Raw genomic sequence first — 20,000 nt, forward strand, 5'->3', positions numbered from 1 at the left:
CCGCTCGCAAGATAAGAATCCTCACCGAAATGCTGATCGAGTGTTTCGGAAAAGCTCCGGACGTTGTCGGCACTGCACCTGTCTGAGTGGAGCACTGAGCCAAGGTGGATAAGTGATATGCGCGATCTAGGTCCCTCAAGCGTTCGCGAACGGATAGATCAACACTCCCGACGCCATCTCCTGCGGAGCCACGACGACTTGCCGTGAGCCGTCTCTGAACTGGTCGACACTATTGCTAACGACGCCCTGGAACTGCACCTGCAACACGCGGGGATGCGTCCACTCGCCGCGCGACCCGAAGGTGATGTTGCCCATAACTGTCGAGAACACCGCACGTCGCGTGAACTCAGAGAGCGCGGCGTCGTCCAGACTTCCCGTGCCCTCAATAGCCAGGCCCACGACCTGCATCTGCGAGCAGGCCAATGGCGCCATATAGTGCCCGAGTGGATCCACACCTGATCCTGCGGCGCGCGACCTGTAGGTCTCCAACAGCGCACTAACGCCCTCAAAGGCCAAGGAGGGTGCCGGGACCCAATATTCATAGTTCACTATCCCGTTGAGCAGCGGCCCGAGCTTGCTCTTAACATCAGCATTCTGCGGGCCGATCATGCTTGCGCCGACCATTTTTGGCCGGAAGGGGTGCCTTTCGAGGGCTTGAACGAGATCGATCGTATCCTGGAGGTACGAGCACAGGAACAGAAGATCAGGTCCGCTTTGTGCCACGTCGTCGAGAAGCGGCGCGAAATTGCTGGCTGCGAGCGGATAGGTTGCCTCGTGAACTACCTCAAACCCGTATTTCGCCGCATTGGCTTTGGCACCAAGAATCGGGTTCCGGGAAAATACAGCGCCAGCCGAGAGCAGTGCCACAGTCGTCGGCCGAGGGGTTTGCCGAGCGGCGGTTTCGAAGAAGCCCTCTGTGAGCGCGACATTGGGGTCCGGCCCCGTCGGAATCATAGCGAAGTAGTTTTCGTAGTTCAGTTCGTTGTTAGCGCCGAGCGCCATAAGCCCAACGAAGTAACGCTGGCGTGAGATGATCTCGGGCATGGCGGCAAGGTTGGTGTTTGTTCCGTACCCCCCAATGACGAGATCCACCCCATCCTCGTCCATCAGGCGCGCGTATAGCGACGCCACGCGAGACGCGTCCCCTTCATCATCGTAGCGGACTAACTCCACCGGGCGTCCAAGAAGGCCGCCACCACTATTTACATCATCACGCCAGATATCATGCGCGAGCTGCGCGGACTTACTGTTCCCCGACAGCGGTCCGGTGAGCGATAGGCAGTAGCCGATCCTGATCGGCGAGGAGTCAGACGTCATTGGTTAAGCACCCGGCTGATCAAGGAAAACATGGAGGGACCGGATGACTCCACCCTCGAAAAGCGCCAAGTCTTGGCGACGGCTCGAACACCCGAAACGGCGGCGCGCGTGAGATGCGGGATCGGCCCGTCGCCGAGGTCGCGGTAAGTGACGCCGGCGTCGGGGTTCGCCCTCAACAAGCGCTGTACGGCGTCTTCGACGAGAACCCGTGGTACAGACGCTTCGGCCGCGACGCTACTATTGATGACGAGGCTCTGGCGCACACAATACTCCACTTTGCTACGACTACGGACGTAACATTGCGGCAGGTACTCCTGTAGCGTCGCAAAGTGACTAGCTGTGTCGCGGAAAGTGGAACCCCAACAAGTTTGCTTTCGCCAAGAGCGGTCATTCGAAATCGTCCGGCAAAGCGACTGTGCGATTCCAAGTTCGCTCATCTCCCACGGGGTGAGAGACATCACCTGAGACTTCGGGCGAAGCTAGAGCCCATTTATGCGCCGACGCCTATGCGTCTAGCTGTCTACACGGACAAGATTACGCGGCGCCCGCCTCAGCGCCGCCGCTGGCTGCCAGAAGAGCCGGCCGAATGCAACGTCTGCACCGCCGCCGGGCCGCGCGCGAAAGGGCCCGAGCAAAAGCTTCCTGACGCTCTCCTCAGTCGACCTGCATCGGTTTTCCAGCTGAGCTCGGGTTGTTGCAACCAGCGAATGAACGATCCCACATGGAAATGGCCCTCCTCGCTATTGGAGGCGGGCCATTCAGGCGAGCTTTACCCGGGGCCCTCTGCCGGCGCCGTACAATTCCCAGATCTTGCACCGGCGAAACATTCGCTTTCTTCGGCGTTCCTACCCTAGCAACACAGCTTCGCATTTATCGACACTGATAGAGGGGGACCTCGAACACTAAGTTCGTGGATAAGGCTGTCGAACGCCTTTCGTTATACGAACGACCTGAGTGCTTGAAACAGCGATGATAGACAAGGCAAACATGATCGATCTGAGCGGGAAACGTGCATTGGTCACTGGCGGCTCGCGAGGCATCGGGGCCGCAATCGCGCTGACGCTGGCGGAGACCGGCGCTGACGTCGCGTTTACCTATCAGCATTCGGCCGAGAAAGCTGAAGCGGTGGCTAAGTCCATCAAGAGCATGCGGCGCCGCGCAATCGCGATCCAGGCCGATAGCGCCGACCCGGAAGCTATCGCGCGCTCCGTGAGTGAAGCCGTCTCAGCATTGGGAGGGCTCGATATTCTCGTCAACAGCGCCGCCATCGGTCACAACGGAACGATTGCCGACCTTAGTGTGAGCGAATACCAGGCCGTGATGGATGTCAATGTGCGAGCGCCAGTGCTGTTTGCGAAGGCAGCAATTCCGCATCTCGCCAAAGGCGGACGCATTATCTCGATCGGTTCGGGCCTTGGGGAGCGAGTCCCGTTCCCGGGCGTGACGGTCTATGCGATGTCCAAGGCGGCCCTTACCTCCTTCACCCGCGGGCTTTCGCGCGAACTAGGGCCAAACGGGATCACCGTGAACCTCGTGCAACCCGGCTCGACCGATACCGATTCAAACCCGGCGGACGGCGCGGCTGCCGACTTCCAGCGAGCCCTGACGTCTTTGGGGCGGTTCGCCGAGCCGCGCGAAGTCGCGAACGCTGTGGTCTTTCTTGCCAGTCCTGCGGCAAGCGTGATCACGGGCGCCATCCTGACCGCGGACGGGGGCGCGATCGCCTGAGCAAAATTGACCTTCGGCAGCGGTAGTGCGCCGGATCTTTCGCGACTATGTCGTAGGCAAGTCAGCGAAACGCATCGCTATGGAGCTAAATAAGGGTGGTGTTGCGGCACCCGGCGGTGGGGATTGGGGTTTCAGCACTATCAACGGTAACACCAAGCGCGGCAATGGCATTTTGAACAACGAAATGTATGTCGGCCGGATCGTTTGGAATCGACAACGATTCGTCAAAGACCCCGAAACTGGCAAGCGTCAGGCACGGATGGAGGGCTCGGCATCGATCGAGGCTGCTCGGTCCGAGATCAAACGGATAGATCGCGAACTCGATACCCTGCTGGACTTGATCCTCAAAGGTAGTGCTGCCGATAGGATCAATTCAAAGATGGTTCAGCTTGAGAGCCGTAAGGCCGAGCTCGAACAGGTATTGTCCGACGCGGATGAGCCGCCACCGCTGCTACACTCCGAGATGGCAACTTTCTATCGAGAACAAGTCAGGGCGCTGCATGAGGCGCTGCAGGCTGATACGGAGGCAACCCGGCTCAAAGCCGGGGAGGTCCTGCGTCCTCTCGTGAAGGAGATCGTCCTCACGCCCGGGGGCAAGGAACTGAAGATCGAGGTCCGAGGCGATCTGGCGGGAATCCTGGCAATTGCCCTCAAAACGAAGACCCCAGCCACGGGGGCCGGGGTTTCGCAATTTGAGTTGGTTGCGGGGATAGGATTTGAACCTATGACCTTCAGGTTATGAGCCTGACGAGCTACCGGGCTGCTCCACCCCGCGTTAAACCGGATTTCCGCCTTGCATGGAGAGAGGCCGAACGTGAGGCGGACAACGCTTGGAAGGGCGCCGCTCGATCCGTTCGAAGACTTCCTGAGAAGGCGACCCGGGGCCGAGGGCAACCGGGCGCGAGGCGTATGTATCAATGCTGATCCGCTTTGGAAAGCCCTTCGGCACAGGTTTTTTGAGGTTTTGTGACGGCCAGATTGACGGGATTCGTGCGCGAATCGGACGTTTGGAACCTCCCTTGCCGGAAAGGTCGCAAAAGTGGAGCCTTGGACCAAGAGAAACAGGGGGCGGCCGGGTGAAGCACAGCGAAACCCGGAGCCTGCCCGCGAAGATTCCCGGGTTACGCTGCGCTTCACCCGGGCTACGGATGATGGCTCAGTTCAGCAAGAACCCGCCGTCGACCGTCACCACAGTGCCGGTCATGTAGCGTGAGGCTTTTGAGGCCAGCAGCAGGATCGCGCCGTCGAGGTCGGATTCGGCCCCGATCCGGCGCTGCGGAATCCGCTTTGTCAGCTTCTCGCCGGCGGGCGTGGCCCAGAAATCGTGGTTCATCTCGGTGTCGATATAGCCGGGCGCCAGCGCGTTGACGCGGATGTTGTTGCCGGCGAGCTCCAGCGCCATCACCTTGGTGGCCTGGATGATGCCGGCCTTCGAGACCGTGTAGGGCGAGAGGAATTTCATCACGCTAAGGCCGAGCACGGAAGCGATGTTGACGATGTTGCCCCCCTGCTTGCGCGCGATCATGCGCCGCGCCAGTTCGGTCGCCAGGAAATAGGCGCCCTTGAGATTGGCGTTGATCACGGCGTCCCAATCTGCCTCGGTCTGCTCGGTCGACAATTTCTCGATGGCGATGCCGGCATTGTTGATGAGCACGCTGACCGGGCCGAAGGCGGCTTCCGCTGCGTCCAGCGCTTTGCCGATGCTGGCGATGTCGGTGACGTCCATCTGCACCGCGCTCGCGCGGCCGCCCTTGCCCCTGATCTCCTCCTCCAGGCTCTTCAGCTTGCCGGTCTGCCGCGCCGCCAGGACGACGGCGGCGCCATGCGCGGAAAGGACGCGGGCGAATTGCCGCCCCAGCCCCTGGCTCGCGCCGGTGATCAAGATGGTTTCCTGGCTCACATCGAACAGATCGGACATGGGTACGTTTCCTAGAACCTGATATGCGCGCATTGATACCTACGATTTCGGCCCATGCAACGCCGCAGGACTTACCAGGCCGCGCGGCGTTGGCTAAAGTGGCCAGCATCGAACATTTTAGAAACCGCCTGACATCACGGGAGTGAAACAGTGGATCTTGGGATCAAAGGCCGCCGTGCCATCGTTTGCGCCTCAAGCAAGGGTCTGGGCCGCGCCTGCGCCATCGCGCTTGCCAATGAGGGGGTCCATGTCACCTTGACGGCGCGCGGCGCGGACGCGCTGAAGAAGACCGCCGACGAGATCCGCAAAGCGCATCCCGACGTCACCGTCACCGAGATCGTCGGTGACATCACGACGCCCGCGGGCCGCGAGGCCGTGCTGAAGGCCTGCCCGGAGCCGGACATCCTGATCAACAATGCCGGCGGTCCGCCGCCCGGCGATTTCCGCAACTGGACCCGCGACGACTGGATCAAGGCGATCGACGCCAACATGCTGACCCCGATCGAGCTGATCAAGGCCACCGTCGACGGCATGATGGCACGGAAATTCGGCCGCATCGTCAACATCACCTCCGCCGCGGTGAAGGCGCCGATCGAGATTTTGGGACTTTCCAACGGTGCGCGCGCCGGCCTCACCGGCTTCGTCGCAGGCCTCTCGCGCAAGACCGTCATCAACAACGTTACCATCAATGCGCTGCTGCCGGGGCCGTTCGAGACCGATCGCCTGCTCGGCACTGCGAAACCGGAAGCCGAGAAGCGCGGCATCACGCCCCAGCAAGTGCTGACCGAGCGCGCCAAGCTCAATCCCGCCGGTCGCTTCGGTGATCCCGAAGAGTTCGGCTACGCCTGTGCGTTCCTGTGCGGCGCCAAGGCCGGCTTCATCACCGGCCAGAACATCCTGCTCGACGGCGGCGCCTTCCCGGGCACGCTGTGAGGATGGGCACGCTGTGAGAGCGGTCTGGTATGAGCGGACGGGGACCGGCGGCGGAGGTCCTGACTTTCGGCGAAGTACCGACGCCGGCGGCGGGTGCGGGCGAAGTGCGCATCCGCCTCGAAGCTTCCGGCGTCAATCCCGCCGATGTCGGCCGCCGCGGCGGCAATTATCGAGCGATGGAATATCCGCGCGTGATCCCGAACAGCGATGGTGCGGGGATCATCGATCAGGTCGGCGACGGCGTGAAGCGGTTCAATGTCGGTGACCGGGTCTGGCTGTTCAACGGCCAGCGCAACGGTCGCGCCTTTGGCACCGCCGCGGAATATATCACGCTCCTCGAGCACCTCGTGACGCCGCTGCCGGACAACCTCACCTTCGCGGAAGGCGCCACCCTCGGCATCCCCGGCATGACCGCGTGGTGCTGCCTGTTTGCGGACGGGCCGATCGTGGGCAAGACCGTGCTGGTTACCGGCGGCGCCGGCGCAGTCGGCCACTATGCCGTGCAATTGGCGAAATGGGGCGGCGCCGAGGTGATCGCAACCGTCAGCTCACCGCACAAGGCCGAGCAGGCGCGCCGCGCGGGCGCCGATCTCGTGATCAACTACAAGGAGGAGGATGTCGTTGCGAAGGCCATGGCCTTCACCCATCAACGCGGCGTCGATCGCGTGGTCGATGTCGATTTCGGCGGCAATCTCGCTGCTACGCTGAAGCTGATGGCGGTCAATTCCACGATCGCCGTCTACGCCACCAACGGCAATCGCAACCCCGTCGTGCCGATGCGCGAATTGATGCAGAAATGCATCGCCTTGCGCGCGCTGGTGCTGTTTGCGTTACCACTGCCCTTGCTCGCCGCGGCGCAAGCCGACATCACGAAATGGCTCGCGGCCGGACCGCGCCTGCACAACATCGCCGGGCAGTTTGCGTTGTCGGAGACGGCACAGGCTCATCTGGCGGTTGAGAAGGGCGACAAGCTCGGCACCGTTATCGTTGATTGCGCTCGTTGACCGACCGCTCACTCTCGCTGGATGAGTCCGCCGAAGTGCGCTCGTCGGTCCAGGGACGATCGAACTGCTCGAGCCCCTCGGCCAGCAGATCGCCCAGCATGGGTTCGCCGAGCAGATAGCGCGCGGTGCGTCCGTTATATTGATCGGCGGCCTCTCGCCTCAGATCGTCCCATTCCTCGATCGGGCGATCGCCGCGCCCAAGCCGCATCAGGGCGACGAGGTCGATCTGCTCGTCTTCGGAAAGAGCGCGGATGAAGCCCCTGATTTCCCGCTCGACCGGATCCTGGCCATCATCTTCCAGCACATCGATCATCTCGTCGTCAGTGGCGTTCGAGCCGGAATCCGGGTCGGATGCCGCTTCCTTGACATCGAATTCCCGCGCTTTCTCGATCAAAAAACCGACTTTATCGGTCGATATCGACAGTTCGGCCATTGCGCGCTCCTGTTCTCGCGATCCGATAACGCCGGATCATCCGAGATGATCCATTGCGCGGGCAAGCGGAAACCAGCATCTTCGCAATAACAAGCGTTTCAATAAGGAAGCCGCCGATGGAGTGGAAAGTAGGCAGGGTCAAGATCACCAAGGTCGTCGAATTGGAGACGGTCGGGCATACCCGTTTCATCCTGCCGCTCGCGACCAACGAGGAAGTCCAGAAGCTGCCCTGGCTCATTCCGCATTTCGCCACCGACGAAGGCCGGCTGAAAATGTCGATCCATTCGCTGCTGGTGGAGACGCCGACACGGCGGATCATCGTCGACACCGGGCTCGGCAATGACAAGCAGGGTCGCAACGTGCCGAGCTGGAACAACCGCAAGCATCCCTTCCTGGAGACGTTGACTGCGGCGGGCTTTCCCCTCGATAGCATCGACACCGTGCTGTGCACGCACCTGCATGTCGACCATGTCGGCTGGAACACGAAGCTCGTCGACGGCCAATGGGTGCCGACCTTTCCCAAGGCCCGCTACGTATTCGGCCGGACCGAATTCGAGCATTGGCGCGACCACGGCAAATCGCCTGACCAAATCGCGGTGTTCACCGATTCCGTGAAGCCGATCGCGGATGACGACAGGGCCGACCTCGTGCCCTCCGACCACCGCCTGACGGAGGAGATCACGCTGATCCCGACGCCCGGCCACAGCCCGGGCCATATGAGCATCCACATCCGCTCCGACGGCGAGGAAGGGCTGCTCACCGGCGACGTCGCCCACCATCCCTGCCAGATGGCCCATCCGGACTGGTCCTCGACGGCGGATTCGGACCATAAGCAATCGGCGGCGACGCGGCGCGAATTGTTCTCCCGCTTTGCCGATACGCCGACACTGGTGATCGGCGGCCATTTCACCGCCGGTCACATCGAGCGCGAGGGGGAGGCCTTCAAGTTCATCGCGCTGGAACGGATCTAGCGCCCACACTACCTGCGTTTGCCCACCCCACCCCGCGCTTTCGGCAGTTGAATTTCGCGCCGTGCTGCTCCATGAAGCGCCCTAAGTCCGCAAAGTCCAAAAACCCCTGTAGGGAGTGATCAAAAATGAAGCTTGTTCGTTACGGCGCGAAGGGTGAGGAAAAGCCCGGCCTGATCGACAAATCCGGCCAGTTGCGCGACCTGTCGGCGCATCTGAAGGACCTCACCGGCGAGGCCTATTCGCCGGAATCCCTGGCCAAGCTGGCCGCGCTCGACCCGTCCAAGCTGCCTTCAGTTCCCGGTAACCCGCGCTTCGGCGCGCCGGTCACCGGAATCTCGAAATTCGTCGCCATCGGGCTGAACTACACCGACCATGCCAAGGAAACCGGCAATCCGATTCCATCCGAGCCGATCTTCTTCCTGAAGGCCAACACCGCCCTCTCCGGCCCGAACGACGCCGTGGAGAAGCCGCGCGGCTCGACCAAGCTCGACTGGGAAGTGGAGATCGCCGCCATCATCGGCACCCGCGCCAAGTACGTCTCGGAGGCCGACGCGCTGAACCATGTCGCCGGCTATTGCGTCTGCAACGACGTCTCCGAGCGCAATTTCCAGATCGAGCGTCTGGGACAGTGGACCAAGGGCAAGTCGCACGACACCTTCGGCCCGCTCGGCCCTTGGCTCGTCACCAAGGACGAGATCCCGAACGTGCAGAGCCTCTCGATGTGGCTCGACGTCAACGGCCAGCGCCGCCAGACCGGCTCGACCTCGACCATGATCTTCTCGATGGCCAAGTGCATCTCCTACGTCTCGCAGTTCATGACGCTGCTGCCCGGCGACATCGTCACGACCGGCACCCCGCCCGGCGTCGGCACCGGCATGAAGCCGCCGCAGTACCTCAATGTCGGCGACGTCGTGACGCTGGGCATCGAGAGCCTGGGCGAGCAGCGCCAGGAGATTGTCGCGGCGTAATGCGGCGCTTCACCGGTGGGCGCTAGCTCGTCATGGCCGGGCTTGTCCCGGCCATCCACGCTTGTCGCTTCGAGGACGTGGATGCCCGGGACAAGCCCGGGCATGACGGCGAAACAGAACTCCCGAGGGAATTCACCCAGATGAAGCTTACCTTCTCGCCCGCCTCGCCATTTGCCCGCAAAGTGCGCATTGCTGCGATCGAGACCGGGCTGATCGACAAGATCGAACTGGTGCCCGCCACGGTCGCGCCAGGCACCGCAAACGATGCCTACACGCGCGACATCAACCCGCTGAAGAAACTGCCGGTCCTGATCCTCGATGACGGCGACGTCATCCTCGATTCCTACGTCATCGTCGAATATCTCGACGATCTCGCCGGCGGCGGCAAATTGATTCCGGCCTCCGGACCGGCGCGTTGGAAGGCGAAAACCGACCACTCGCTGCTGCAGGGCATGCTCGATTCCATGCTGTTGTGCCGGTACGAGAAGATGGTGCGGCCGCAGGGCTTGCAGTGGCAGGCCTGGTATGACGACCACTGGAACCGGGCCTGGGCCGGCATGGCGCGGTTCGAGCAGCGGGAGGATGTGCTTTCCGGGCCGTTCAACGTCGCGCAGATCGGACTGGTTTGCGTGCTCGGCTATGCCGACCTCCGCTTCTCCGACTGCGGCTGGCGCAAGGCCTATCCGAAGCTTGATACGTTCAACCAGAAGATGCTGGAACGGCCATCAGTCAAGATCTCGGTGCCGCCGCCAGCCTGAAGCGGAGTCTGCCATGAGCCTCATCTTCTCGATCGGCGACCTCACCATCCACCGCATCATCGAGCAGGAGACGGCATTCCTGCCGGCGCTGGACATGCTGCCCGGCCTGACGCCGGACATGCTGGCCGAGAACCGGGCCTGGATGCGCGAGGCCAAGGCGCTCGACGATAGCGACGTGCTGCTCTTGTGCTTCCAGTCCTATGTCGTGAAGACACCGCATCATACCATCCTGATCGATAGCTGTATCGGCAACGACAAGCCGCGCCCGCAGCGGCCGAAATGGAACGTGAAGACCGACGACACCTATATGCGCGGCCTCGCCGCGGCCGGGTGCTCGGTCGAAGACATCGACTATGTGATGTGCACGCATCTGCATGTCGACCATGTCGGCTGGAACACGCGACTGGAAAACGGCCGCTGGGTGCCGACGTTTCCAAAAGCGCGCTACGTCTTTGCCAAGGGCGAGTTCGACTACTGGACCGCGCAGAACGAAAAGAGCGAGGTGCCACCCTTCGTCGACAGCGTGCTGCCGATCGTGGAGTCAAAGCGCGAGGCGATCGTGACGAATGATTTCGCCATCGGCGACCACGCACGCATTTTGCCGACGCCCGGGCACACACCGGGCCATGTCGCCTTCACTCTTGGGCGCGGCAAGGACGACGCCGTGTTCTCCGGCGATCTCATGCACTCGCCGCTGCAGACGCATTATCCGGAACTGTCGGCGAAATTCGATGTCGACCAGGCGCAGGCGGCGCGGACGCGGCGCAGTTTCCTGGAGCGCTATTGCGATACCGATACGCTCTGCTGCACCGCGCATTTCCCCTCGCCCTCGGTCGGCAAGATCAAGCGGAGCGGCGACGGGTTCACGTGCGAGGCGGTGTAGCTGTCGGAGGGGAGCTGCGGCTCGGCCGCGTTCTCCTCACCTCTCCCAAAGGGAGAGGTCGGCGCGTAGCGCCGGGTGAGGGGTTACGCTCTATCGAGAGACCTGAACCCCTCACCCGGATCGCTGACGCGATCCGGCCTCTCCCTATGGAAGAGGTGTTCGAGCCCGCGGCACCGTCAGAGCTCAATCGAACAAGCTCGGCGTGTGGTTGACGATCGCGCCCTCGATCTCGAGCATCTTCAGCTTCGTCACCACGCCGCCATTCGCCGAGAAGCCGCCGGGCTTGTTGCCGGCTGCGAGCACGCGGTGGCAGGGCACGACGATCGGGCACGGGTTGCGGCCGAGCGCCTGGCCGACGTCGCGCGACAGCTCGACGCCCCCAAGCTGCTTGGCGATCTCGCCATAGGTCATGGTCTTGCCCGGAGGGATCCTGCGCGCGATGTCATAGACGCCGCGGTTGAACTCCGGCACGTCGTCGAGGTCGAGCACGACCTCGGCAAGATCGTTCGGTTTGCCCTCGAGCAGTTCGATCATGGCTTCGATCACGCGTCTCACTTCCACTGGCGGTGCGGCTTCCGTCACCTCGCCGCCCCGCTGCCGGATGCGTTTGCGGGTGTTTTCCTCGGTCTCCATCGGCAATTGCACGCCGGTGATACCGTGTTCGCCCCACATTACGCCGCAGGCGCCGATCACGGTGTCAAAGATCGCAAAATGCTGGCCGGCCATGGCTTGCTCCATATCTCAGGCTCGAGATTTCGAGCTTTGTCCTTGCAATGGAATCTAGGCTTGGAGAATGTTGCTATCCACCCGAATCCTGCGGGAACTTGCGAGCATCCCCATGCAAACCCTTCGCGTCAACGGATACGACATGGCCTATCTCGAGGTGGGCGAAGGGCCGCCATTGGTGTGCGTGCACGGCTCGCTCTGCGATTTCCGCATCTGGTCGGCGACGCTGGGACTTCTGTCGCGCAAGCACCGCGTGATCGCGGTCAGCCTCCGGCACTTCTTCCCCGACCGCTGGAATGGCGTCGGCGACACCTATTCGATCGCCCAGCACGTCGAAGACGTCATCGCCTTCATCGAGCAGATCGAACCGAAACCGGTCGGCCTGATGGGCCACTCGCGCGGCGGACACGTCTCCTTCCGCGTCGCGCAGCGGCGGCCTGATCTGCTGCGCAAATTGATCCTGGCCGAGCCCGGCGGCGAGCTGGATGAGACGCTCGATCCCGACTTCAAGCCGGGCCCCTCCCCGCTGGCGGCGCGGATCGCCGCCTCCGCCGAAATCATCGCCAAGGGCGACATCGATGGCGGGCTGCAGATCTTCATCGACGCGCTGGAAGGCCCCGGCGCCTGGAAGCGGCTGCCGGCGGCAGTGAAAGAGCCGTTGCGCGACAACGCAACGACGCTGATCGGCCAGACGCGCGACAAGCGGCCGCCGTTCTCGAAGGCGGACGCCGAAGCGATCAGGACACCGACACTGTTCATCGGCGGCGCCAACACCAGAGGCGCACTGCCGAAAGTGCTGCACACGCTGGCGGCCCATGTGAAGGATTCGCGCACCGAGATCATCCCGGGCACGACGCATCCGATGTTCGAGCAGGCCCCGCAGCGCTACTGCGAGATCGTGCTGGATTTTCTGGCTGAGTAACGGTCCGTCACGTCAGCCAAAGCCACGTCATTGCGAGCGCAGCGAAGCAATCCATTTCTCGGGTCACTGAGGCATGGATTGCTTCGCTGCGCTCGCAATGACGGGTGGAGAGAGCCGCATCACTTGTGATCGAGATACCATGAGCCATCCCAGGCATCGGCGGGCGGATTTGTCTTGAAGCCTTCGATGCGGTTGACAAAGGTCATGGATGGTCCGTCGGCGGGAACCGCTTCAAGTGCCTCCTTGAAGGCCGTAAGCGCCTCGTCCCAACGTTGGGCGCGATAAGCGGCCAGTCCCTCGGAGTATCGCTTCAACAATGCCGATTGTGCCGGGCTGAGCTCGCCCTTGCGCCCGATGATCTCGAACACCGTGACCGGCCGCGTCTGGCCAACGACGACCAGCCGATCGACCTCGCGAAACTCGATCGCATCGGCGGCCGCTTTCACCGTCGCTTCGGAAACCAGGGCATGGCTGCCGTATATCTTGTTCACGCCCTCCAGGCGCGAGGCAAGGTTTACCGCATCACCCATGACGGTGTAGCTCATCATGAATTCCGAGCCGATGCTTCCCACCAGCACCTCGCCGGTCGCAACGCCGATGCGAACGTCGCATTCACTCGGTACCGACCGCACGCCGAGCAGCTCGGGCAATTCCGTCCGCAATGCCGTACCGCGATCGGCCATGTCGACGGCGGCAAGGCAGGCAAGCCGCGCCTGTTCGGCATCCTCGTTGAATGGCGGGCCCCAATAGGCCATGATCGCATCACCGATATATTTGTCGATGATGCCGTGATGGCTGCGGATCGGGCCGGACATGGTCGAGAGGTAGTGATTCATCACCTTGACCAATCCCTGCGGTGTCATTCCTTCGCTGAGGCTGGTAAAGCCCTTCATGTCGCAGAACAGCACGGTCATGATACGGCGCTGACCGTCGGTCGCGGTCAATGATTGTCTCTCAATCAGCCCTTCCACGACTCGCGGATCGATGTATCTTCCGAAGGTCTCACGCATCCGCTCCTTGTGGCGCAATTGCTCCACCATCTTGTTGAACGCCGTTGTCAGTTGGCCGATCTCGTCTCGCGTGGTGACGTCGATCGAGCCATCGAGCCGGCCGGCTTCGACGGCGCGGGTGCCCTCCAGCAAGCGCCTGACAGGCCGCGTGATGCCGGTGCTTACGAAGAACGAAAACAGCAGGCCCAGTATCGCGGCGAGTGCTGTCAGAATGACCGAGATCAAGATCGAGCTTTGCTGATCTCTCATCGTCGCCGCGGCGTCCGCGCGCACCTGCGCCAGCATCTCCCCGCGGACCTCGTCCACTCTCTGGTTGAGTTCATTGCGCAGGGCTTCGGTGCGAGCAAGACTGGCATTGACTTCGGCAAGATTGCCGGCTTCGAGCAGCGGCAGCAGCCGTTTGTGCTCCTCACCCAGATAGCGGCGGAGGTCGTTATTCAGCGTCTCAATTCGATCGTCGATCCGGCCCAGCCTCGCGTTGTCGGATTCGGTGGAAAGATCCGCGATGATCGCGTTGATGAGGCCACGCGCGGTCTTCGCTTCCTGATCGACTTGCAGACCCTTGGCCTCGTAAACTTTCTGCTGCTCGGCCACGGCAGCCTGGTCCGGTGGCGATCGCATGCCTGCGATCACCATCCTGCGGAGCGCCAATGCCTGCTCCAGCGAACGGACGTTCATCCGCGCCAGATGACCGTAAGCCTCAACATATTTCGTCGTCAGCTCATCGAGCTGGTGGGCGATCCTCCTTGCCATCACCGTCGACAACACCGAGATGATGGCCATCAGCACGATGAGGCCCATGGCGATGCCAAGGATTCGGTTTCTGATTGTCGGTTGCAGCATCAAAGGGCGCTCTGGTGTGACACGCGGATCTTCGAAGGAGGAACAGGACGACACGAGAATGGGAAGCGGGGCCGATCGAGACTTGGCCAACTGATCAGCGGCCGGGAACTTAGCACAGTTCCAGAGGCAGGATTGCGTGTCGTTTTCAGCGCCGCGGGGACCGGCGGGCTTTATCTGCGCGGACCTTAAGTGCTCAATAATGAATTCAGGAAAAGGCAAGGCGGCGGGTGAGGAGCCTCCTCACCGGCTACAGTGTCGCGACCGCCCCCCAAAGGTAGGGGGCGGCAAGCGTTTTTCTATCACACCTTCCACGAACCGACCGGCTGGCGGACGGCAACGTTGAGGCGATTCCAGACGTTGATGACGGCGATCGCAAGGATCAGGGACGCCAACTCCTTTTCGTTGAAATGTTTGTCGGCCTCACGCCAGATCGCTTCCGGCACCCCCTCCTCGCGGTCGCTCAGCCGGGTCAGCGATTCCGTCAGCGCAAGCGCGGAGCGCTCGGCGTCGGTGAAATAGGGGGCGTCGCGCCAGGTGGCGACGCAGAACAGGCGCTCGTCGGTTTCCCCTGCCCTCTTCGCGAGTTTCGGATGCATGTCGACGCAGACGCTGCAGCCGTTGATCTGGCTGGCGCGCAACTGCACGAGTTCGATCAGTTTCTCGGACAGATTGCCGTGCGGCAGGTTGCTGAGCGCCTGCATTGTCTTCATGGCCTCGGGAATGACCATCACCGGGTGGTTCATGCGGGCTTGCATCGTTGGTTCTCCATATCGTTGGCTTTGACGCGGTCCGGCCGATTTGCTGTCACACCGGCCGGATTTGCTTCGTCATGGCCATGACGGACGCGAGATGGAGAGTGTGACCGATGGACGAGAAAAATTTTCTGGCCGCGCAATTCGAGACCAATCGGGCCCATCTGCGTGCCGTGGCCTACCGCATGCTGGGCTCAACGGGCGAGATCGACGACGCGGTGCAGGAAACCTGGCTGCGGCTCAGCCGCACCGACGCCTCCACGGTCGAAAATCTGGGAGGCTGGCTGACCACGGTGATCGCCCGCGTCTGCCTCGACATGCTGCGCGCGCGCAAGGCGCGCCGCGAGGACCCGATGGGCCCGCACGTGCCCGAGCCGGCCGCGCACGATACGCATGAGCGTGAGGCCGAGATGGCCGATTCCGTCGGCGCGGCGCTGCTGGTGGTGCTGGATGCGCTCGCACCGGCCGAACGGTTGGCTTTCGTGCTGCACGACATGTTCGCCGTTCCCTTCGAGGAGATCGCACCGATCGTCGGTCGTACGCCGGCAGCGGCGCGCCAGCTTGCAAGCCGTGCCCGGCGCCGCGTGCAGGGCTCCCGCGAGGCGGCCGATAGCGATGCGCTGCGGCAGCGCCGCATCGTCGAGGCATTCCTCGCGGCCTCGCGCGACGGCGATTTCGAGGGCCTGCTCGCAGTGCTCGATCCCGATGTCGTGTTCCGCGCCGATGCGGCGGCGCAGCGATTAGGATCGCTGGCGGAAATCCGCGGCGCGCCGGCGGTTGCCGAAACCTTCAAGGGACGGGCGCAGGCCGCAAAGCCGGCGCTGGTCGATGGCACCCCGGCGCTGGCGGTCATTCTCGACGAGCAACTGCGGATCGTGCTGCAGTTCACCATTGCCGGCAACAGGATCGCGGCATTCGAGGCTATTGCCGACGCGGAGCGGATCGCGACGTTCGACATCGAGATGCTTCCACGCGACTAGGGCAAAGGGCAGCCTGGTTCCGCCTTGACGGCACCTGAAGCCGGGGCTAGCTTTTCGAATACGGAATTCTGTATTCCGAAGGAAACCCCGGCATGCTCCCGCTCGAGCCGCTACCCAACCTGATCGACCAGGTCCATGCGCGGATCCTGGAGGCGATCATCGACCGTTCGCTGCCGCCGGGGCAGCGGATCACCCAGAACGAGCTTGCCGAGAAGCTTGGCGTGTCGCGCCAGCCGGTGTCGCACGCGCTCCATCTGCTGCACCGCCAGGGATTGGTCGCCGAAAGCGGCCGCCGCGGCTTCGAGGTGACCCAGCTTGATCCGCAGCGCATCCGCCAGCTCTACGAAGTCCGCGGCGCGATCGACGCGCTGGCGGCACAGCTTGCCGCCTGGCGCAGCAGGACCGATGCCTCCGGCCGCGAGCGGCTGAACGCGGCGCTGACGGCCGGACGCGCGATCGATGCGAAGACGCCCCTCGCCGAACTGATCGCGCGCGATGTCGACTTCCACAGCGCGATCTATCTGCTGTCAGGCAATCCCGCGATCGAGGAGATGATCGCGCCGCAATGGGCGCATATGCGCCGCTCGATGGCGACCGTGCTCGCCGAGCTCGATTATCGCGAAAGCGCCTGGGCCGAGCATGAGCAGATCGCCGCGCATATCTTCGCCGGCAATGGCACGGCGGCCGAGGCCGCGGCGTCAGCGCATGCGCAGACAGCAGGACGGATGACGGAGGAGAGATTGAGGGTAGCGACCATCGCTGCATGACGCTCCGTCATGCCCGGGCTTGACCCGGGCATCCACGTCTTGGACGCAGAGAGAACGGCGTGGATGGCCGGGTCAAGCCGGGCCATGGCGACTGAGAGATCAACGATAAACCAAAAGGAGGACACACCATGAAACTGACGCCAGAGCAGATCGAATTCTTCAACCGCGAGGGCTGGCTGTTCCTGCCCGAATTGTTCAGCCAGGAAGAGGTGGATTTCCTCGCCCGCGAGGCGGTGAGTATCTACGACGCCAACCGCCCCGAGGTGTGGCGCGAGAAGAGCGGTGCGCCGCGCACCGCCTTTGCCGCGCATCTCTACAACGAGGCCTTCGGCGCCCTCGGCGCACATCCGCGCATGATCGAGCCGATCGAGCAGATCTTCGGCGAGAAGGTCTACATGCATCAGTTCAAGATCAACGCGAAGGCGGCCTTCACCGGCGATGTCTGGCAGTGGCACCAGGATTACGGCACCTGGAAGCGCGACGACGGCATGCTGGAGCCGCGCGCGATGAATATCGCGATCTTCCTCGACGAGGTGATGCCGATCAATGGCCCCTTGATGCTGGTGCCGAAGAGCCACCATGCCGGCGACCTCAAGGCCGCCCATGACCTTCAGACCACCTCCTATCCGCTGTGGACGCTGGACGAGGAGACCGTGACGCGCCTGGTGAAGGACGGCGGCATCGTCGCGCCGACCGGCAAGGCCGGCGGCATGCTGATGTTCCACGGCAATCTGGTGCATGGATCGAGCGGCAACATCACACCCTATCCGCGCAAGATCGTGTACCTGACACTGAACGCGGTCTCGAACTACATCCGCACGCCGACGCGGCCGGAATACATCGCCCATCGCGATTTCACGCCGATCCAGACGGTCGCCGACGACGCGCTGGTCCGGCTGGCGCGTGCGCCGCGGCAGGCGGCGGAGTAGTCTTCCTGTCATTCCGGGACGCGCGAAGCGCGGGCCCGGAATCCATTTCTCCGCGCGCGCATGCGGCCGATGGATTCCGGGCTCGACGCTTGCGCGTCGCCCCGGAATGACCAAGCCAATCATCATCGGATATCCCGCCATGAACCTCCACCACCTCCTCAAAGCCCGCGCCGCCGCCGGCAAGCCGGTTCGCGTGGCGCTGATCGGCGCCGGAAAATTCGGCTCGATGTTCCTGTCGCAGGTGCCGCACACGCCGGGATTGGAGGTGCCCATCATCATCGATCTCGACCGCGACCGCGCACGCGAGGCGTGCCGCACCGTCGGCTGGGGCGAGGATCGGATCAAAGCCACGACGTTCACCGATGACGGCGCGCGGGCGATTGCCGGCGGCGCGATGGATGTGGTGGTGGAGGCAACCGGCAATCCGGCGGTCGGCATCAGACACGCGCGCGCGGCGATCGCGGCCGGCAAGCACATCGTCATGGTCAACGTCGAGGCCGACGTGCTGGCGGGCCCGCTGCTCGCGGAGGAGGCCCGCAAGGCCGGCGTGGTCTATTCGCTCGCTTACGGCGACCAGCCGGCACTGACGGCGGAAATGGTCGATTGGGCACGCGGCACCGGTTTTCGTGTCGTTGCCGCCGGCAAGGGCACGAAGTATCTGCCTGTTTATCACGACGTGACGCCCGAAGGCGTTTGGAGCCACTACGGCCTCACCGCCGGCGAGGCGCAATCCGCCGGCATGAATCCGCAGATGTTCAACTCCTTCCTCGACGGCACCAAGTCCGCGATCGAGATGGCGGCGATTGCCAACGCAACCGGCCTCGACGTGCCCTCCGATGGCCTCTTGTTTCCGCCCTGCGGAGTCGACGATCTCCCGCATATCTTGCGGCCGCGCGAGAAAGGCGGCGTGCTGGAGAAGTCGGGTGTGGTGGAAGTGGTGTCGTCGATCGAGCGCGACGGCCGTCCGGTCTTCCGCGACCTGCGCTGGGGCGTCTATGTCGTGCTGGAGGCCCCGAACGACTATGCCGCCGATTGCTTCAAGCAATACGGGCTGAAGACGGACGCCTCCGGCCGCTATGCGGCGATGTACAAGCCCTATCATCTGATCGGACTGGAGCTGAACATCTCGGTCCTGTCGGCAGCATTACGCAATGAGCCAACCGGCCAGCCGCACGGCTTTCGCGGCGATGTCGCCGCAGTCGCCAAGCGCGATCTGCGTGCAGGCGAAGAGCTCGATGGCGAAGGCGGCTACACGGTGTGGGGCAAGCTGATGCCGGCACACGCAAGCTTTGCCGCCGGCGCATTGCCGATCGGGCTCGCCCATCGCGTGAAGCTGAAGAACAATATCGCGCATGGCGCGGTGGTGCGCTGGAGCGATATCGAGATCGACGCGAATAACGAGACGATCAAGACGCGCAAGGCGATGGAAGCGGCGTTCGGCGGGACGAAGGCAGACGCCGAGCGCGTGCGTGCCTGACAATTGAGCGCGCGCTTCGCAACTGCGATAGAGCATTGCGCTTGATTATCGATGGGCGAACGGTCATGCTCGCTGACGGAACCGGAAATTTCGGAATTCCGATAACAAGAGCCTGTTGAAGGCCTGCGAACCCAATCACCACAATCCAGCGTCGGTCACCGACGAAGCCCAAAACGACACTCAAGATCGTTGTCCCTCGTCGAGGTATCGACACCAGCAGAGGGGAAACGCAATGAAACGTCGTGAGTTCTTGAAGGCAGGCGGCATCTCGCTCGCCGCGAGCGCCATTGCTGCGCCCGCGGTTGCGCAATCGATGCCGGAAGTGAAATGGCGCCTCGCGGCGAGTTGGCCGAAGGCGCTCGATACGCTCTATGGCGGCTGCGAATTTTTCTGCAGGCGCGTGGCCGAGATCACCGACAACAGATTCCAGATCCAGCCGTTCGCGGCCGGTGAAATCGTGCCCGGCCTGCAGGTGCTCGATGCCGTGTCGAACGGCACGGTCGAGATGGGCAACACCGCGCTCTATTACTATTGGGGCAAGAACCCGGCCTTCACGTTCGGCACGTCGCTGCCGTTCGGCCTCAACACGCGCCAGCACATCTCCTGGCTGCAATGGGGCGGCGGACAGGATCTGCTCAACGATCTGCTCAAGGAATATGGCTGCACCAGCGTCCCGACCGG

General features: G+C 62.9%; 20 protein-coding genes and 1 tRNA gene (1 of these 21 running past the window's edge). 14 read left to right on the forward strand and 7 right to left on the reverse strand.

The window, feature by feature from the left end:
* Positions 1 to 135: 135 nt before the first annotated feature.
* The gene (locus AC5ZGW_RS37275; protein ID WP_130227563.1) at positions 136 to 1,317 is read right to left on the reverse strand and encodes an amino acid ABC transporter substrate-binding protein; all 1,182 of its coding nucleotides are present in this window, start codon (positions 1,315 to 1,317) and stop codon (positions 136 to 138) included.
* A 987-nt stretch (positions 1,318 to 2,304) separates the two neighbouring features.
* Here AC5ZGW_RS37275 and AC5ZGW_RS37280 point away from each other — a divergent pair.
* Together AC5ZGW_RS37280 and AC5ZGW_RS37285 are read left to right on the forward strand one after the other, a co-directional pair.
* Complete coding sequence (locus AC5ZGW_RS37280) at positions 2,305 to 3,045, forward strand: SDR family NAD(P)-dependent oxidoreductase (protein WP_130227581.1); 741 nt, start codon at positions 2,305 to 2,307, stop codon at positions 3,043 to 3,045.
* Positions 3,046 to 3,070: 25 nt separating this feature from the next.
* Positions 3,071 to 3,787 (forward strand): recombinase family protein, encoded by a 717-nt coding sequence (locus tag AC5ZGW_RS37285; protein WP_130227582.1) that lies wholly within the window; start codon positions 3,071 to 3,073, stop codon positions 3,785 to 3,787.
* On the opposite strand, the gene AC5ZGW_RS37290 is transcribed toward AC5ZGW_RS37285, so the two are convergent.
* A tRNA-Met gene (locus AC5ZGW_RS37290) sits at positions 3,744 to 3,820 on the reverse strand. The two genes, AC5ZGW_RS37285 and AC5ZGW_RS37290, sit on opposite strands and share 44 nt — an antisense overlap.
* Before the next feature lie 381 nt (positions 3,821 to 4,201).
* Positions 4,202 to 4,963: a glucose 1-dehydrogenase gene (locus AC5ZGW_RS37295; RefSeq protein WP_130227564.1), complete on the reverse strand. Its 762-nt coding sequence runs from the start codon at positions 4,961 to 4,963 to the stop codon at positions 4,202 to 4,204.
* Between the two features lie 150 nt (positions 4,964 to 5,113).
* On the opposite strand from AC5ZGW_RS37295, the gene AC5ZGW_RS37300 reads away from it, so the two are divergent.
* Together AC5ZGW_RS37300 and AC5ZGW_RS37305 are read left to right on the forward strand one after the other, a co-directional pair.
* A complete protein-coding gene (locus AC5ZGW_RS37300) occupies positions 5,114 to 5,896 on the forward strand; it encodes an SDR family oxidoreductase (RefSeq protein ID WP_028163054.1) in 783 nt (260 codons plus the stop codon).
* A gap of 29 nt (positions 5,897 to 5,925) precedes the next feature.
* Positions 5,926 to 6,900, forward strand: coding sequence for an NADPH:quinone reductase (locus AC5ZGW_RS37305; protein ID WP_245474848.1), 975 nt, complete (start codon positions 5,926 to 5,928; stop codon positions 6,898 to 6,900).
* Here AC5ZGW_RS37305 and AC5ZGW_RS37310 read toward each other — a convergent pair.
* Positions 6,878 to 7,333, reverse strand: a complete 456-nt coding sequence (locus AC5ZGW_RS37310; protein ID WP_028163056.1) for a DUF3775 domain-containing protein — start codon at positions 7,331 to 7,333, stop codon at positions 6,878 to 6,880. The two genes, AC5ZGW_RS37305 and AC5ZGW_RS37310, sit on opposite strands and share 23 nt — an antisense overlap.
* A 116-nt stretch (positions 7,334 to 7,449) precedes the next feature.
* On the opposite strand from AC5ZGW_RS37310, the gene AC5ZGW_RS37315 reads away from it, so the two are divergent.
* The 4 genes from AC5ZGW_RS37315 (at position 7,450) to AC5ZGW_RS37330 (ending at position 10,913) form a co-directional block, all read left to right on the forward strand.
* Positions 7,450 to 8,304 (forward strand): MBL fold metallo-hydrolase, encoded by an 855-nt coding sequence (locus tag AC5ZGW_RS37315; protein ID WP_130227565.1) that lies wholly within the window; start codon positions 7,450 to 7,452, stop codon positions 8,302 to 8,304.
* A gap of 125 nt (positions 8,305 to 8,429) precedes the next feature.
* A complete protein-coding gene (locus AC5ZGW_RS37320) occupies positions 8,430 to 9,272 on the forward strand; it encodes a fumarylacetoacetate hydrolase family protein (protein WP_130227566.1) in 843 nt (280 codons plus the stop codon).
* 140 nt (positions 9,273 to 9,412) lie between these two features.
* Positions 9,413 to 10,030, forward strand: a complete 618-nt coding sequence (locus AC5ZGW_RS37325) for a glutathione S-transferase family protein (RefSeq protein WP_028163059.1) — start codon at positions 9,413 to 9,415, stop codon at positions 10,028 to 10,030.
* Between the two features lie 13 nt (positions 10,031 to 10,043).
* Positions 10,044 to 10,913: an MBL fold metallo-hydrolase gene (locus tag AC5ZGW_RS37330; RefSeq protein WP_130227567.1), complete on the forward strand. Its 870-nt coding sequence runs from the start codon at positions 10,044 to 10,046 to the stop codon at positions 10,911 to 10,913.
* A 183-nt stretch (positions 10,914 to 11,096) separates the two neighbouring features.
* On the opposite strand, the gene AC5ZGW_RS37335 is transcribed toward AC5ZGW_RS37330, so the two are convergent.
* Entirely contained in the window at positions 11,097 to 11,639 is a 543-nt protein-coding gene (locus AC5ZGW_RS37335; protein WP_130227568.1) for a methylated-DNA--[protein]-cysteine S-methyltransferase, read from the reverse strand.
* 112 nt (positions 11,640 to 11,751) lie between these two features.
* Between AC5ZGW_RS37335 and AC5ZGW_RS37340 the strand changes: the two genes are divergently transcribed.
* A complete protein-coding gene (locus tag AC5ZGW_RS37340; RefSeq protein ID WP_130227569.1) occupies positions 11,752 to 12,561 on the forward strand; it encodes an alpha/beta fold hydrolase in 810 nt (269 codons plus the stop codon).
* A 119-nt stretch (positions 12,562 to 12,680) separates the two neighbouring features.
* On the opposite strand, the gene AC5ZGW_RS37345 is transcribed toward AC5ZGW_RS37340, so the two are convergent.
* Positions 12,681 to 14,414 (reverse strand): adenylate/guanylate cyclase domain-containing protein, encoded by a 1,734-nt coding sequence (locus tag AC5ZGW_RS37345; RefSeq protein ID WP_130227570.1) that lies wholly within the window; start codon positions 14,412 to 14,414, stop codon positions 12,681 to 12,683.
* Between the two features lie 299 nt (positions 14,415 to 14,713).
* A complete protein-coding gene (locus AC5ZGW_RS37350) occupies positions 14,714 to 15,169 on the reverse strand; it encodes a carboxymuconolactone decarboxylase family protein (RefSeq protein ID WP_130227571.1) in 456 nt (151 codons plus the stop codon).
* A 110-nt stretch (positions 15,170 to 15,279) separates the two neighbouring features.
* Between AC5ZGW_RS37350 and AC5ZGW_RS37355 the strand changes: the two genes are divergently transcribed.
* The 5 genes from AC5ZGW_RS37355 to AC5ZGW_RS37375 all read left to right on the forward strand — a co-directional run.
* The gene (locus tag AC5ZGW_RS37355; RefSeq protein WP_130227572.1) at positions 15,280 to 16,146 is read left to right on the forward strand and encodes a sigma-70 family RNA polymerase sigma factor; all 867 of its coding nucleotides are present in this window, start codon (positions 15,280 to 15,282) and stop codon (positions 16,144 to 16,146) included.
* Positions 16,147 to 16,238: 92 nt separating this feature from the next.
* The gene (locus tag AC5ZGW_RS37360) at positions 16,239 to 16,913 is read left to right on the forward strand and encodes a GntR family transcriptional regulator (protein ID WP_130227573.1); all 675 of its coding nucleotides are present in this window, start codon (positions 16,239 to 16,241) and stop codon (positions 16,911 to 16,913) included.
* Between the two features lie 128 nt (positions 16,914 to 17,041).
* Positions 17,042 to 17,842 carry a phytanoyl-CoA dioxygenase family protein gene (locus tag AC5ZGW_RS37365; RefSeq protein WP_130227574.1) on the forward strand — a complete coding sequence of 267 codons (801 nt, stop codon included), beginning with the start codon at positions 17,042 to 17,044 and terminating at the stop codon, positions 17,840 to 17,842.
* 139 nt (positions 17,843 to 17,981) lie between these two features.
* Positions 17,982 to 19,319, forward strand: coding sequence for an NAD(P)H-dependent oxidoreductase (locus AC5ZGW_RS37370; protein ID WP_130227575.1), 1,338 nt, complete (start codon positions 17,982 to 17,984; stop codon positions 19,317 to 19,319).
* 232 nt (positions 19,320 to 19,551) lie between these two features.
* On the forward strand, positions 19,552 to 20,000 hold the 5' portion of the coding sequence (locus tag AC5ZGW_RS37375; protein WP_130227576.1) for a TRAP transporter substrate-binding protein. The gene runs 640 nt beyond the window's last position; 449 of the gene's 1,089 nt are visible here — the first part of the coding sequence; its start codon is at positions 19,552 to 19,554; the stop codon falls past the right edge of the window.

The organism is Bradyrhizobium sp. Crot121 (assembly GCF_059512385.1).